The organism is Pseudomonas sp. P65(2024) (assembly GCF_057480955.1).
The window spans coordinates 92,079-106,730 of sequence record NZ_JBLIYX010000003.1 but is presented as its reverse complement, the minus strand read 5'-3'; the positions used below and the strand labels follow the sequence as shown (position 1 = coordinate 106,730).

At 66.4% G+C, this 14,652-nt stretch carries 11 protein-coding genes; 7 read left to right on the top strand and 4 right to left on the bottom strand.

Annotated features, from left to right (window positions below; translation table 11 throughout):
- Positions 1–18 precede the first annotated feature (18 nt).
- Complete coding sequence (gene mobA / locus AC25MA_RS05845; RefSeq protein WP_486971869.1) at positions 19–594, top strand: molybdenum cofactor guanylyltransferase MobA; 576 nt, start codon at positions 19–21, stop codon at positions 592–594.
- Positions 595–779: 185 nt separating this feature from the next.
- Here the strand turns inward: mobA and AC25MA_RS05840 are convergent, their stop codons facing one another.
- From AC25MA_RS05840 to AC25MA_RS05830, 3 genes are read right to left on the bottom strand one after another with little or no spacing between them, the layout of a single operon-like run.
- Positions 780–2,183: an efflux transporter outer membrane subunit gene (locus AC25MA_RS05840; protein WP_486971868.1), complete on the bottom strand. Its 1,404-nt coding sequence runs from the start codon at positions 2,181–2,183 to the stop codon at positions 780–782.
- Entirely contained in the window at positions 2,183–5,311 is a 3,129-nt protein-coding gene (locus AC25MA_RS05835; RefSeq protein WP_486971867.1) for a multidrug efflux RND transporter permease subunit, read from the bottom strand. Before AC25MA_RS05835 ends, AC25MA_RS05840 begins: the two co-directional genes overlap by 1 nt.
- Before the next feature lie 15 nt (positions 5,312–5,326).
- The gene (locus AC25MA_RS05830; RefSeq protein WP_486971866.1) at positions 5,327–6,466 is read right to left on the bottom strand and encodes a MexC family multidrug efflux RND transporter periplasmic adaptor subunit; all 1,140 of its coding nucleotides are present in this window, start codon (positions 6,464–6,466) and stop codon (positions 5,327–5,329) included.
- Positions 6,467–6,648: 182 nt separating this feature from the next.
- Between AC25MA_RS05830 and AC25MA_RS05825 the strand changes: the two genes are divergently transcribed.
- From AC25MA_RS05825 to AC25MA_RS05805, 5 genes are all read left to right on the top strand, one after another.
- Complete coding sequence (locus AC25MA_RS05825; protein ID WP_182325014.1) at positions 6,649–8,181, top strand: FAD-dependent oxidoreductase; 1,533 nt, start codon at positions 6,649–6,651, stop codon at positions 8,179–8,181.
- An 88-nt stretch (positions 8,182–8,269) separates the two neighbouring features.
- Positions 8,270–9,112, top strand: a complete 843-nt coding sequence (locus AC25MA_RS05820) for a hypothetical protein (protein ID WP_486971865.1) — start codon at positions 8,270–8,272, stop codon at positions 9,110–9,112.
- Positions 9,109–9,540 carry a hypothetical protein gene (locus AC25MA_RS05815; RefSeq protein ID WP_486971864.1) on the top strand — a complete coding sequence of 144 codons (432 nt, stop codon included), beginning with the start codon at positions 9,109–9,111 and terminating at the stop codon, positions 9,538–9,540. Before AC25MA_RS05820 ends, AC25MA_RS05815 begins: the two co-directional genes overlap by 4 nt.
- Before the next feature lie 94 nt (positions 9,541–9,634).
- Complete coding sequence (locus AC25MA_RS05810) at positions 9,635–10,642, top strand: aldo/keto reductase (RefSeq protein ID WP_062360838.1); 1,008 nt, start codon at positions 9,635–9,637, stop codon at positions 10,640–10,642.
- Between the two features lie 277 nt (positions 10,643–10,919).
- Positions 10,920–11,552, top strand: coding sequence for a LysE family translocator (locus AC25MA_RS05805; protein WP_182325016.1), 633 nt, complete (start codon positions 10,920–10,922; stop codon positions 11,550–11,552).
- Between the two features lie 36 nt (positions 11,553–11,588).
- Here the strand turns inward: AC25MA_RS05805 and AC25MA_RS05800 are convergent, their stop codons facing one another.
- Entirely contained in the window at positions 11,589–11,804 is a 216-nt protein-coding gene (locus AC25MA_RS05800; protein WP_028691715.1) for a hypothetical protein, read from the bottom strand.
- Positions 11,805–12,035: 231 nt separating this feature from the next.
- Between AC25MA_RS05800 and AC25MA_RS05795 the strand changes: the two genes are divergently transcribed.
- Positions 12,036–14,534 carry a T6SS effector BTH_I2691 family protein gene (locus AC25MA_RS05795; RefSeq protein WP_486971863.1) on the top strand — a complete coding sequence of 833 codons (2,499 nt, stop codon included), beginning with the start codon at positions 12,036–12,038 and terminating at the stop codon, positions 14,532–14,534.
- The last annotated feature ends 118 nt before the right edge of the window (positions 14,535–14,652 follow it).

Sequence of the window (14,652 nt, the reverse complement as noted above, 5' to 3'; positions counted from 1 at the left end):
TGCCCGGAACCCTTTTTCATGCCTGACGCCCTCCCCCCCTGCTCCATCCTCATCCTCGCCGGTGGTCGTGGCCAGCGCATGGGCGGTCGCGACAAGGGCCTGGTGGCCTGGCGCGGCGAGCCGCTGGTGGCCCATGTGCAGCGTGCGGTACGGGCACTCAGCGATGACCTGGTGATTTCCTGCAACCGCAACCAGGCGGCCTATGCGGCGTATGCCGACCAACTCGTCAACGATGCCGATGCGGACTTTCCTGGTCCGCTGGCCGGGGTCATCAGCGGGCTCAAGGTGGCGCGGCATGAATGGGTGGTGGTGCTGGCCTGCGATGCGCCGCGGATCGACCGGGCCTTGATCGAGGATCTGCTGGCCTTGGCGGTGGCCCAAGACAGCGCGGCCATGGTGCGCCAAGGTGGGTACTGGCAGCCGATGTTCAGTGTGTTGCCGCGGCGGTTGCTGCCGCTGCTGGAGCACGCATGGCGGACCGGTGAGCGGAGTTTGCAGAAGGCGTTGTTGCAGGCGAGCTTCCAGGGGCTGGAGTGTGCCGAGGACGACCCGCGATTGAGCAACTTCAACAGCCCGGATCTGCTGCAGGATTAACACCTCGATCGCGGGGCAAGCCCGCTCCCACGAAAGCCCACTCCCGCAGAAATACGCGTGCTCTGTGGGAGCGGGCTTGCCCCGCGATTTCGTCGGCCCTGCCTACCCCATTCTTAGAGGCAAAAAAAGCCCCGGGCAAAATTCCCCGGGGCCAAGCGGTTGGAATCCCCAACCAAAGGAGTTTTTCAGCCCTTGCCCGGCCAACCACCGCCCAGGGCACGGAACAGATCGACCAATGCCAGCTGGCGTTGGGTACTGGCCTCGATGAACGCCGCTTCGTTGACATAGCCGTTGCGCTGCGTATCCAGGTAACGCAGGTGGCTGTCCACCCCGCCCTCGTAGCGCGCCTTGGCCAGCGCCACGGTCGCCCGGCTGGTGTCGGCCAGGGCCCGGCGCGCCGCTTCCTCGCGGCGCAGGGTGTCGGTGGCGGCCAGGGCGTCGGCGACTTCGCGGAAGGCGGTCTGGATCGTGCCTTCGTAGGCCGCCACCGCCGAATCCTTGCGCGCCTCGGCCAGGCTCAGGCCGGCCCTGTTGCGCCCGGCGTCGAACAACGGCAGCGACAGCTGCGGCATGAAGCTCCAGCTGCGCGAACCGCCGTCGAACAACCCGGACATCTGCGCGCTGGAGGTGCCGAAGCTGCCGGTCAGGCTGATCCGCGGGAAGAACGCCGCCCGCGCCGCGCCGATATCGGCGTTGCGCGCCCGCAGCCGGTGTTCGGCGGCGAGGATGTCCGGGCGGCGTTCGATCAGCGCCGACGGCGCGCCCGGGGCGATGTCCTGCAGAACCATCGGCGCCTCGCTGCGCTCGGCCGGAATCGCCTTGGCCGCGTCCACGCTGCCCAGCAGCAGCACCAGGGCGTTGTAGGCCTGGCGCTGCTCGCGCACGATGCCTTCCAGCTCGGCCCGCGACTGCTCGACCAGCCCCAGCGCCTCCTGGTGATCCAGCGCCGTGGCCGTGCCGGCGCCACGCCGCTGGCCGACCAGAGCCAGCGAATCCTCGCGGCTGGCCAGGGTCTGGCGGGTCAGCGCCAGGCGCCGCTCGGCGCCGTCCAGGGTCAGGTAGGCCTGGCTGACCTCGGCGATCAGGGCAATGCGCGCGGCACGGCCAACTTCCTCGGTGGCCAGGTACTGTTCCAGGGCCGCGTCACTCAGGCTCTTCACCCGACCGAACAGATCGACCTCGTACTCCGGCAACGACAGGCCCACCTGATATGCACTGCTGATACCCTCGCGACCGTTGCTCGACAGGTCCGCCGGCAAATGCTGGCGGTTGCCCGAAACCCCGGCATTTAAGCCCGGCACCCGGTCGGCACGCTGGATACGGTACTGCGCGCGGGCCTGCTCGATATCCAGCAACGTCTGGCGCAGCGAGCGGTTGTTGTCCAGCGCGGTACCCACCAACTGGCGCAGAGACGGGTCGACGATGAACGCCTGCCAGTCCAGCTGCTCCACCGCCTGGCCATGATGGCCGGCGGCATCCCCCCACGCGGTCGCCACCGGCGCCTCGGGGCGCTGGTAGGTCGGTGCCAGGGAGCAGCCGACCAAGGTGACGGCCAGCGCGAACGGAATTGCAAGATTGCGCATGAGCATCACTGGGTTACCTCGACAGCGTGTTGCACGGGGGCCGGCTTGCGCTTGAGCAGCTTGAGCACGAATACGAAACAGATCGGCACGAACACCACGCCCAGCAAGGTGGCGCTGAGCATGCCGCCGATCACCCCGGTACCGATGGCGCGCTGGCTGGCCGCGCCGGCGCCGGTGGCGATGGCCAGCGGCACCACGCCGAGGATGAAGGCCATGGAGGTCATCACGATCGGGCGGAAACGCAGGCGCGCGGCCTCGATGGCGGCGTCGCTCAGGCTGTAGCCCTTCTCCCACAGCTCCTTGGCGAACTCGACGATCAGGATGGCATTTTTCGCCGCCAGGCCAATGATGGTGATCAGGCCGACCTTGAAGTACACGTCATTAGGCAGCCCGGTGAGCATCACCGCCCACACCGCGCCCAGGGCGCCGATCGGCACGATCAGCATCACCGTCAGCGGGATCGCCCAGCTTTCGTACAGCGCCACCAGCAGCAGGAACACCACCAGGATGGCCAGGGCGAACAAGGCCGTGGCCTGGCCGCTGGAGACCTTCTCCTGGTACGAGAGGCCCGTCCAGGCGTAGCCGATGCCAGGCGGCAGCTCGCTGACCAGGCGCTCCATCTCGGCCATTGCCTGGCCGGTGCTGTAGCCCGGGGCGGCGTCGCCGGCGATACGGATCGACGGGTAGCCGTTGTAGCGCACCAGCTGCACCGGGCCCTCTTCCCATTTCGTGGTGACGAAGGCGCTGAACGGCACCTGCTCGCCCTGGGCGTTCGGCGCATAGAGGCGCAGCACGCTTTCCGGGGTCATGCGCTCGCCCTGCTCGGCCTGCACCACCACGCGCTGCTGGCGCCCGGCGTTGGTGAAGTCGTTGATCACCACTGAACCGAAGGCGGTGGCCAGGGTGCTGTTGATGGTTTCGAAGCTCACGCCCAGGGCGCGGGCCTTCTCGCGGTCGATCTGCACGCGCAGCTGCGGCGCCTCGGCTAGGCCTTCCATCATCGCGTAGAGGATCACCGGGTTGCCGTTGGCACGGGCCAGCAGCTGGTCGCGGGCCGCCAGCAGCGCTTCGCGGCCCAGGCCGCCACGGTCCATCAGGCGCAGGGCGAAACCGCCGGAGTTGCCCAGGCCGTCGATCGGCGGCGGCATGACCGCGGTGATAGCGCCGTCGCCGTTGGCGGCGAACTGGGCGTTGATGGCGGCGGTTTCCGCCTCGGCCGATTGCTTGGGGCCGCGCAGGGACCAGTCCTTGTAGGTGGGGAACGCCAGCGCGGCGTTGTCGCCCTGGCCCGAGAAGCTGAAGCCGCTGACGATGACCGCACTGGCAACCGACTCGCGCGACATGATGAATTTTTCCAGCGCCTCGGCGGTGTGATCGGTGCGCACCCGGCTGGCGCCTGGCGGCAACTGGATATCGACGATGCTGTAGCCCAGGTCCTCCGACGGCACGAAGGCCTCTGGCAGGCGCAGGTAGGAGTAGCCGAGCACCACCAGGATGCCGACGTAGGCCAGCATCCAGCGACCGGCACGGGCCACCAGGGCGCTGTTCATCACCGAGTAGCGCTCGGTCACCCGGACGAAGGCGCGGTTGAAGGCACCGAAGAAACCGCCCTTCTCATGGTGGCCATGGGGCACCGGCTTGAGCAGCGTGGCGCACAGCGCCGGGGTGAAGGTCAGGGCGAGGAAGCCGGAGAACAGGATCGACACCGCCAGCGACACCGAGAACTGCTGGTAGATCACCCCCACGGATCCTGACATGAACGCCAGCGGCAGGAACACCGCCGCCAGCACCAGGGTGATGCCGATGATCGCCCCGGACACCTGCTCCATCGCCTTGATGGTCGCGTCCACCGGCGACAGGCCCTCCTCGGCCATCAGCCGCTCGACGTTCTCCACCACCACGATGGCATCGTCCACCAGGATGCCGATGGCCAGCACCATGCCGAACATGGTCATCATGTTCACCGAGAAGCCGAGCAGCTTCATGATCATCAGCGTGCCCAGCAGGCACACCGGCACCACGATCGACGGGATCAGGGTGTAGCGCACGTTCTGCAGGAACAGGAACATCACCAGGAACACCAGCACCATGGCTTCGATCAGGGTGTGGATGACCTTCTCGATGGCCACGTCGACGAAGCGCGAGGTGTCGTAGGGCACCGAGTACTCGACGCCCTCGGGGAAGAACTGCGACAGCTCCGCCAGGCGTTCCTTGACCAGCGTCGCGGTCTGGATGGCGTTGGCGCCAGGGGCCAGCTGCACCGCAGCGGCCACGGCCGGGTGGCCGTTCAGGCGCGAGGACAGGTTGTAGTTCTCGCTGCCGATGGCCAGCCGCGCGACATCGCCCAGGCGCACGCTGGAGCCGTCGGGGTTGGCGCGCAGGACGATGCCGGCGAAGGCCTCGGGGGTGTCGAGGGTGCCCTGCACCGCCAGGGTCGCGGTCAGCTCCTGTTCGCTGGCGCCCGGCGTGCTGCCGAAGCTGCCGGCCGGCACCTGGACGTTCTGGCCACGGATGGCGTTGTTGACGTCATCGATGGACAGGCCATAGCCCACCAGTTTCTGCGGATCGACCCAGACCCGCATGGCCGCCTCCGAAGAGAAGAACTGCAGCTTGCCCACGCCCGGCACGCGCAGCAGTTCGTTGTTGATGTTGCGCGCAGCGTAGTCGGCCAGGGCCGTGGTGTCGCCACGGTCGCCGGCCTTGCTGGTCAGGGCGTAGATCAGCAGGAAGCCGGAGCTGGCCTGCTCCACCTTCAGGCCCTGGGTCAGCACCGCCTGGGGCATGCGCGCCTCGGCCTTCTTCAGGCGGTTCTGCACGTCGACCTGGGCCATGTCCGGCTCGGTGCCGGGCTCGAAGGTCACCAGCACCTCGGCGACGCCGTTGGAGTTGTTGGTGGACTCGTAGTACAGCAAGCCCTTGGCGCCGTTGAGCGACTCTTCGATGATGCTGGTCACCGACTCCACCAGCACCTTGGCCGACGCGCCCGGGTAGCTGGCGGTGATGGAAATCTGTGGCGGTGCCACGCTGGGGTACTGGGCCACCGGCAACGCCGGGATCACCAGCAAGCCGGCCAGGGCAATGAACAGCGCCACGACCCAGGCGAAGTTCGGCCGATTGATGAAGAACTTGGACATCTCGCTTCCCTCGCCTTATTTCGCCGCGACCGGCTGCGCCTGCGCCACCACGGGCATGCCCGGGGCCAGGCCGGCAGGGCTGCCGACGATGACCTGCTCACCGCCGCGCAGGCCTTCGACGATCTGCCAGCGCGAACCCTGCATCACGCCGGTGCGCACGCTGCGCGCCTCGGCCAGGCTGCCGGTGCCCACCACCATCACCCGCGCCTCGCCATCGCTGCCGCGCTGCACCGCCCGTTGCGGTACCAGGATCGCCTGCTGGTCGGTGCCCTGCGGGGTGCGCACACGCACGTACATGCCCGGCAGGAGAATGCCGTCGGCATTGTCGAAGCGCCCGCGCAGGGAGACCTGGCCGGTGCCGCGGTCGACCGCCACGTCGGTGAACATCAGCGCGCCCTGGCGCTGGTAGTCGGTGCCTTCTACCTGGGCCGTCAGCGCCTTGTCATCGCCACCGACCAACGCGCCGTCCTTGAGCGCCTGGCGCAGGCGCAGGGCATCGGCGGCGGACTGGGTGAAGTCGACGTAGATCGGATCGAGTTGCTGGATGCGCGCCATCAGCGTGGCATCGCCCTGCCCGACCAGCGCGCCTTCGGTGGCCAGGGCGCGACCGATGCGCCCGGAGATCGGCGCGGTGACCGTGGCGTAACCCAGGTTCAGGCGCGCGGTCTGCACGTCGGCCTGGGCCGAACGCACGGCGGCCTGGGCGCTGCGCAGCTCGGCGGTGGCGCTGTCGAAGTCCTGCTGGCTGACCGCTTCGATCTTCACCAGCGGCTCATAGCGTTTTACCCGCGCCTGGGCTTCGTGCTGCACGGCCTGGGCCCGGGCCAGGTCGGCCTCGGCGCGGGCCAGGGCAGCCTTGAACGGCGCCGGGTCGATCTGGAACAGGACATCGCCGGCCTTGACGTCGGCACCTTCCTCGAAACGCTTGTGCAGGACGATGCCGGCCACCCGGGCACGTACCTCGGCCACCCGCATCGGCTCGACCCGACCTGGCAAGGTCGAGGCCAGGGCCAGTGGCTCGGCGGCCACGGTCACGATTTCCACCGGAAAGGCCGTTTCAGCGCCGGCCTGCTGTTCGTTGGCCGCCCCGCAGCCGGCCAGGGCCACAGCCACTGCCAGCCAGCTGGCCATTCCTATTGCACGCAAATTGCTCATGAACTCACCCGAGCCGTTAACTAAATTTGGCGCGAATGGTACTTACATATTCGATTTGAGTCAATTTTGTCTCATTTGAAGTTTTTGTGAAAAGCTGTAATGACCACCTCCGATCGTCGGCTCGTCGCAGTGCTGGCCCATGGAGGGCGTCAAATGAAACACAACGCCTGAGGAGATCCGCCATGACCCTGCACGCCGTGGCCAGCCTCGACCAGCTCGAGGAACACCGCCCCCTGCGCGTCCAGGCCGGCACCGAGGAGATCATCCTGGTGCGCCAGGGCGAGTTGGTGATGGCCTACCAGGCCAACTGCCCGCATGAGGGCGCGCCCCTCGAACAAGGCGCGGTCTGTGGTGGGCTGCTGATCTGCCCCTGGCACAAGGCCGCCTTCGCCGTGGGCGAGGGCGCGGTGTGCGAACCGCCGGCCCTGACCGGCCTGCGCCGCCATGCCGTGCAGCTCAGGGATGGCCAGGTCTGGGTCGACGACCAGCCACTGCCCGAAACCGAGGCACCGCGCCACAGCGACGCCCGCACCTTCGTCGTGGTGGGCGCCGGCGCCGCCGGCTCGGCCGCCATCGCCACCCTGCTTGAGCATGGCTTTGCCGGGCGCCTGCTGTGGATCGACCAGGAACAGCCGAACGCCTACGATCGCACCGCCCTGAGCAAGTTCGTCATCGCCGGGCAGATGCCGGTGGACGAAGTGCCGACCCTGCTGGCCCCGGACGCCCTGCGCCGTGGCCAGCTGCAGCGTTTGCACGGCAAGGTGCGCGCCCTGGATGCCGACAAGCGCGTGCTCACCCTTGCCGACGGCCAGAAGCTGAAATACGACGCCGCCCTGCTGGCCACCGGCGGCAAACCCAGACGCCCCGAACTCCCCGGCGTGCAGTTGCCCGGTATCTGCGTGCTGCGCTCGCGCACGGATGCCGCGCAACTGCTCGACCTGGCCGAACCAGGCCAGCCGGTGGTGATCGTCGGCGATGGGTTCATCGGCCTGGAGGCTGCCAGCGCCCTGCGCAAGTACGGCCTACAGGTGCATGTGGTCACGCGCCACGCCATCCCGCTGGCCCGACAGCTGGGCGAGCGCATCGGCCAGAGCCTGCGCGAGCTGCACGAGCGCAAGGGCGTGGTATTCCACGGGCCGACCGAGGTCAGCGGCTTCGAAGGCCGGGAGCGGGTCGAGGCCGTGCTGCTGGCCACTGGCGAGCGCCTGGAAACCCCGCTGGTACTGCTCGGCACCGGCGTCAGCCCGGCCACCGGTTATCTGCAAAACCTCCCCCTGGCCGAGGACCGTTCACTGACAGTGGACGCCCATCTGCAGGCCGCCGACGGCCTGTGGGCGGCCGGCGATATCGCCACTTTCCCTCTGGCCGGCCGCCCGGTACGCATCGAGCACTGGCGCCTGGCCCAGCAGCATGGGGTGATCGCCGCCGCCAACATGCTCGGCGAGCGCCGCCGCTACGACGACGTGCCGTTCTTCTGGACCTACCAGCACGGCCGCACCTACGAAGTGCTCGGGCATGCCAGCGGCTGGAACCGCATCGAATACGTCGGCACCCCGGAACAGGGCGACTTCATCGCCCTGCAGTGCCTGGACGACCAGGTCGAGGCGGTAATCGCCAAGGGCCACGCGCGGGCCATGGCGGTGCTGTCGCAGCGGCTGAAACGGCCGCTGTCGAGCCGCGAGGCGCGTGACCTGATCGATGCTTGGCCGGATTGAGACCTGGCGTTGCCCGGACAGTGGCAACCGCGCGCTCCTCACCGTACAGTACACCGCAGACTCGCCCCAGCGCAGGGAGATTGATCCAGTGCACTTCGACTGGCACGAACACCAGGCCCACCTCTTTGCCAGTACCCAGGCATTCAACAACCTGGCACGGACAATGCGCCGATGCCGACCTGGCAGCCACGCGCAACTCGCGCTTCGCTCTGCCACGGGAACCTGCACGATGTTGCGAGTTTCCTGTGATCGGCGAGAGGCGTTCCTGGCACTGAATGAAGACATGCTTCAAATCACCTTCACCGAAGCGCTCAGACAGCGGCTGGCCAACGGTTTTTCCATGCCTGCCGAAACTCGCCCTGGCTCACGATTCGTCATCAGCAGAATTCAGAGCGAAAAACTTGCGGGGTTACGTGAAGACTCGATCGAACTGGTATTGCATGTAGAGACGCCACAAGCGCCCCCCTTGGCAGGCTACTTCAGCCATGACGACGGTACACTGCCGGAAATCGAGCTCTACTTTGCCCGGAGCGCGGACATGCCGAGCGCATTCGCACGCCTGTTCACCCTCGGTGCGAGGGTGGGCTGCGGCAGCTTATGGGACAAGGCAAGCGGGTGCGAAACGCCCTTTACCGGCCCACAGGATGCCTCACGTGTCAGTGACGGTGTCGTCGAACCGTTTCATGTACTGGCGAAGGGTATCAACATCGATGGCCAGCCCCTCCCTGACCTGGGCGTGATGGTCTGCAAGCACGGCCTGACACTGGACTATCGCATGGGGCCTGACTGGGATGCGCCTCGAATCGACGCCCTGCTGTCGTTGCTGCGCCAACTTCGGCAACAAGGCGGCCAGGTTCGCATCCCTTGGTGGCAGGCAGACGGCGAACAGGACTTTCTGCAGGCCCTCGGCCGCAGCGGGGCCGACGGATGAACTCGCGCTCCCTGGATATCCAGCGGTTGCTCAGGAAACGACAACTCAATGTGCAGGAGCAAAACCTGCTCACTGCCCATCGCATCAGAGAGTCGGCACGCCCCTGGCTCACCCGTGAGGTACCGCCTGCCCTGCTACGCGTCGCCGAAAGCCACGGGATCGACTGGACACGCTCCCTGCTGCTGGACCTTGAGTTCGACTTCCCCGGCATGGCCAGCCTGACGGGCAGTCTGTTGACCGATACCGAACGCTTCATAGACTTCGAGCTCGAGACCGACAGCAGTTACTGCCAGCTGCTGTCGATCGAATGCTGGGAAGACGTGACGGCCCAGCATGACCATGGGTTGCACAACCGGGGTACCGGCAAGGGTTATGCAACCATTGCCCTGGAGACAAGGCGTGAACTGCTCGGCCTGCCGACGCCCTGAGCGCACGCCTTGCCTTGGCCACCGCGAGCTTTCAATACCGAGGTGAACTGTGTAAAACAAGTTCACCCACACTGTAAGGAAAGGATGACTCGCAATGATCTACCGCCCCCTCGGCCGCTCCGGCCTGCACGTCTCGGCCCTCACCCTGGGCAGCATGATGTTCGGTGAGCAGACCAGCACCGAAGACTCGCTGCGCATCATCGACAAGGCCTGGGACCAGGGCATCAATTTCGTCGACACCGCCGACGTCTACAACGGCGGCCGTTCCGAGGAGATCGTCGGCGAGGCGGTGGCGCGCAACCGCCACGACTGGATCATCGCCTCCAAGGCTGGCTACGGCCCGGTCGATGGCGTGCCCAACCGCAGCGGCCTGTCGCGCAAGCACCTGTTCAACGCCATCGAGGCCAGCCTCACGCGCCTGGGCACCGACTACCTGGACATCTACTACCTGCACCGCGAGGACCACACCGTACCGCTGGAAGAGACCGTGCGCGCCATCGGCGACCTGCTGGCCCAGGGCAAGATCCGCTACTGGGGCGTGTCCAACTTCCGTGGCTGGCGCATCGCCGAGATCTGCAACCTGGCAGAGAAGCTCGGCGTGGCCAAGCCTGTGGTCAGCCAGCCGCTGTACAACATCGTCAACCGCCAGGCCGAGCCCGAGCAACTGACCGCCGCCGCCTACCATGGCCTGGGCGTGGTGCCGTTCAGCCCGCTGGCCCGCGGCGTGCTCAGCGGCAAGTACGCGCCCGGCTCGACCCCGGACCAAGGCAGCCGCGCCGGCCGCCAGGACAAGCGCATCATGGAGGTGGAATGGCGCCAGGAGTCGCTGGCCATCGCCCAGAAGATCCATGCCTACACCGAGGCCAAGGGCGTGGGCATCGTCGAGTTCGCCATCGCCTGGGTGCTGAACAACCGCCTGGTCAGCTCGGCCATCGTCGGGCCGCGCACCGAGGCGCAGTGGGACACCTATGCCGGCGCGCTGGCAGTGAAGATCACGGCGGAGGACGAAGCGTTCATCGACTCGCTGGTGACGCCGGGCCATGCCTCGACACCCGGGTTCAACGATGTGGCGCACTTCGTCAGCGGGCGCCTGCCGCGCTGACGTCTAGGTCTGAGTCTGGGGCGTAGAGCGTGGGATCAATTGTCTTGCGGAGATTTCTCAACTGGCGTGATCTCTCTGAGCGGCCTTGCGTCGCGAAAGGGACGCAAAGCGGCCCCGGCGATCTTTGCAACAATGCTGAAATCCCGGGGCTGCTGCGCAGCCCTTTCCGACCGGTCCGACGCCTCGGCAAGGCCGCTCCAGGTTGGCGTAGTACCCATGGCAGCCCGCCCCGATTGCTGGCATTGTTCGACTTTCCCCGCGCAAAGGACGCGCCCCCATGGCCCTGCACCTCTGGCTGACCTTCTCCTTCGCCTACCTGCTCACCTCGCTGATCCCCGGCCCCAACGTCCTGCTGACGGTGCGCAACGCCCTGCGCTACGGCCCCTCCGGCATGGGCATGACCCTGTTCGGCAACCTCACCGCGCAACTGCTGACGATCACCGCCGTGGCCATGGGCGTGGGCGCCCTGCTGATCTCGCTGCCCACGGCGTTCCTGGTGCTGAAGCTGGCCGGCGCCAGCTACCTGATCTACCTCGGCCTGCGCCAGTTGCTGGGTAAAGGAGGCCCCGCCGCCCCGGCGGCCCAGGTGGTCGCGACGCCACCCCAGACGCAATGGCGGATCGCCGTGGAGGCCTTCCTGGTCTCGGTGAGCAATCCCAAGACCCTGGTGTTCTTCTGCGCCTTCCTGCCGCAGTTCCTCGAGCCTGGGCGGCCGATCTTCGGCCAGTTCGCGGCGATGTACCTGAGCGGCGCACTGATCGTCTGCCTGGTGCATTCCTTCTACTGTTTCACCGCCTGGCGCTTCGGCCTGCGCCTGAAGGCTTCGCCCCTGGCCGCCTGGTTCAAGCGCGCCACCGGCGCGCTGTTCATCGGCCTGGGCGTGCGCCTGGTCAACACCCGGGCGGTGTAACGCTCGACTGCTCCCTCGCAAGGCCTGGGTGGTGATTCAGGACTGCCCCAGGTTGAGCACCAGCGCGATGAATGCCTGCTCGTCGAGCCACTCGTCCTCATACAGGTCGATGGCCCGGCGGGTGTCGCCCTTGAGACTGGCATTGAGCAGCCCGGCATGGTGGATCAGCGCCCTGACCCGGGACCAGGTGCGGACCACGCCGGTCGGCAAGGCTGGCGATGCGGGGGTCGATCTGCTCGCGGGCTTCGGCATGGGGGCATCCTCAGGCAGGTTCTCCCAAGAACTGTAAGCGAATGCTGCCAAATAGCCCTGAAAGGGAAAATCAGAGAAACGTCCTACGCGGACTTGGGAAGCCCTGTCGACCACCCTCAATCCGTTCCTCGCTAGTGTTTCAGGTCTGCGTAACGTCGCCCGTGGCTGGCTGCAACAGCCACGGGCTCGGTACTAACACGCCTGCATGAACAGCTTCGCTGAGGACATCGGATGTTCGACTTCAACAAACTGCTCGAAATCAATCGGCAAGCCTGCGAGGCCCTTGAGGCCCCCTTCGCCAGCGGGCCCGCCGTCCATTGCACGCGCACCTTCACCATCCTGCCCCTGCGCTATGCGGCCGTTGCCGGCACTACCGGCCAGCGCCTGCGCTTGCCAACCCTGCCCGATCACCTGCGCCATCCCTACAGCGTTGCCACGCTCCAGCAGGCCAACTATGCCATCCGGCCACTGCGCCAAGGTTTCCTGTATGTCATGGAGAAACGCAAGCGCAGCGGGCAGCACAGCCTGCACCCGCCCTATCGCATTGCGGCGAACGGTTCTTTGTCGCTGGTTGCCCCCGGGCAGTCCGAGCCAGACGCCACAGATGTCCACACCCTGCGCGACATGATTCGCAACACGGCCTTGGCGTTCAACGTCCATGACCTCGAAGACCTGGCCGAGCTGCGCCTGTTCTACAGCCCCGACCCGTTGACCGAAGCGGCCCAGCAGCAACTGCTGCGTCGACGCGACAGGCTGCCGGCCGTGGATGTTGCCGCTTTCACCGGCCTTGGCTGCCCGACGCCCAGGCCCTATGTGCTGCGCCATGACCAACTGGACCTGGTCGCCGATTTCGCTGCGCAAACCGACAGCTCATTGCGCAAGCTGCTGGACAACCAGCTGTTCAGTGAAACCAGCGTCCACTCGCTAACGGCGGCCCGGTACATGCTGGGCCCGGTTGCCGGCAAACCCGAAGCCCGTGGTATCGCGGTGGTGGTGGAAGATGCCATCGGCATCACCCAGCAACTCAATGCCTGGCGCAACGCGGGCATGGAACACCTGAAGGATTGGCTGCAAGCCTCGGAGGCGGTCGCGGGAAAACCCGGCCCCAGCAACGAGCACAAGGTGCTGGTCGCCCAGGCCTTCACCGAACTGCATCAGCAATTCAGTGAGCGCAAGGTCGCCGCGCTGGTCGACCGTCACAAAGAGGCCATGCGCGCCCACCTCGCCGGTGCCGACCAGGGCGCCAACCCGCAGATGGCCGCCTGGTGGGCGCAGGCCAAGGAAGGCATTCTCGATACCGCAGGCGCACTCAGGCGCCAGGACCTTGAGGCCCGGGCGAACAACGGCGAGTTCGCCCGGCAGTTCGAGGCGCGTTACCTGCCACACGTCGACCTCAAGGCCATGCATGACCAGCTGGCCTGGTTCGAATCCCACGGCCTCGAAGCGCAGCGCCTGGCCGACGTGCGGGCCGACGACCACCTCGCCTGGCTGCAATCTGAGCAGCTGCTCGCGGCCCTGGCCTACTACGACGAGAACGACCTGCGCAGCGGCCTGTGCTTCGCTCACCAGACCGGGCTCAGCGTGGTCGGCATGGAGGGCGTGCCAGCCGGGGCGCGGCTGCTCGCCCAGTGGTGGCATGCCGACACGCTGACGCCCGACAACCTGGCCCTGCGTTCCTTCGTCTTCAACCAGCGCGCCATTGCCGAGGTGCTGGAGCAGACACGCCAGGCGTTGCAAGCGCTGCCACCGGAATACGATCACTGGCAGCAGGTGGACACCTCGCTCAAGTACGCCAAGGAACTCGCCTCGCAGTTCAGCCGGGTGGACGGCCACCTCGACCAGCTGGCCCAGCACAGCGCCCTCAACACCGCCGGGGCCTTGGCCTGGCTGGGTCAACTGGGGCGCCAGAGCCTGCAGGCCGGCGCCCCCGGCAACATGGATCGCCTGCTATACCGGCGCCTGGGCACCTACCTCATCGCCTCGCTGGGCGAGCAAGCCATCAACCTGCGCCTGAGTGAACACGCACTCGAGGGTGACACCCCCTCGCGAGGACGGGTGGCGGCCCCCATGGTCCGACGCCTTGATCGCGCCTATGTGGAGACGTTGCAGGGCGCTCATGCTCATTCGTTCTATCGGCTTCGGCTGGCCAGTGGCCTGCTCCTGCTGGAGGCGGGACTGCTCCTGTTGCAGGGGCAGCGGGATGACAAGGACCGGCGTTTCTGGAGCGAGGTGGTGGCCGCAGGATTGGCCAGTGCGGCAGCGGGATTCGAGCTACTGGCAGTGGGGACGGAACAGACCCTGCTGGGCGTCGAGCGGAACAGCGCGATTGCGCGGGGAGCGGACATCAGCCTGGGGCGCTATCGGCTATGGGGGGCGGCGTTGGCGACGGTGGGGGGCGTTGTCAGTATTGCGTGGGACATTTCAGATGCCGAAGAAAGCAAAAATCAGATCCAAATCAATGCTTGCCGCAGCATACAGGACAAGAGCTGTATCTACGATTGCCCTAATTCTGGGGCAGGGAGGAATTGCGTTTTCAAAAGCGAGTGCGTTTTTCCAATGGCTATCAATGAGTGCCAATCAAACATGGAAAAGCAGCTTATTCTCCACTTTATCCACACTCTCCGCAGAATTGGCAGCCAACCGTGCCGCCATGATGTTTCTGAGCCGCTTGAGCTGGATAGGCGGCGCTATTATATTAGGCACCACTGTAACCTTACTCATTATCGATGACGACGCATTGGAGAAGTGGTGTAGCAAATGCTGTTTCCGCCTTAAACCATCCGACAAAGGATACCTAAAGGACGCCGAAGAGCTCAAAGCGTTGTTTAATGCCATGAGCGAGGTGATC

Coding starts and splice junctions, on each gene's coding strand:
- AC25MA_RS05830 (WP_486971866.1), bottom strand. CDS start 6,466: ATGAGCAATTTGCGTGCAATAGGAATGGCCAGCTGGCTGGCAGTGGCT.
- mobA (WP_486971869.1), top strand. CDS start 19: ATGCCTGACGCCCTCCCCCCCTGCTCCATCCTCATCCTCGCCGGTGGT.
- AC25MA_RS05825 (WP_182325014.1), top strand. CDS start 6,649: ATGACCCTGCACGCCGTGGCCAGCCTCGACCAGCTCGAGGAACACCGC.
- AC25MA_RS05795 (WP_486971863.1), top strand. CDS start 12,036: ATGTTCGACTTCAACAAACTGCTCGAAATCAATCGGCAAGCCTGCGAG.
- AC25MA_RS05810 (WP_062360838.1), top strand. CDS start 9,635: ATGATCTACCGCCCCCTCGGCCGCTCCGGCCTGCACGTCTCGGCCCTC.
- AC25MA_RS05805 (WP_182325016.1), top strand. CDS start 10,920: ATGGCCCTGCACCTCTGGCTGACCTTCTCCTTCGCCTACCTGCTCACC.
- AC25MA_RS05800 (WP_028691715.1), bottom strand. CDS start 11,804: ATGCCGAAGCCCGCGAGCAGATCGACCCCCGCATCGCCAGCCTTGCCG.
- AC25MA_RS05815 (WP_486971864.1), top strand. CDS start 9,109: ATGAACTCGCGCTCCCTGGATATCCAGCGGTTGCTCAGGAAACGACAA.
- AC25MA_RS05840 (WP_486971868.1), bottom strand. CDS start 2,183: ATGCTCATGCGCAATCTTGCAATTCCGTTCGCGCTGGCCGTCACCTTG.
- AC25MA_RS05835 (WP_486971867.1), bottom strand. CDS start 5,311: ATGTCCAAGTTCTTCATCAATCGGCCGAACTTCGCCTGGGTCGTGGCG.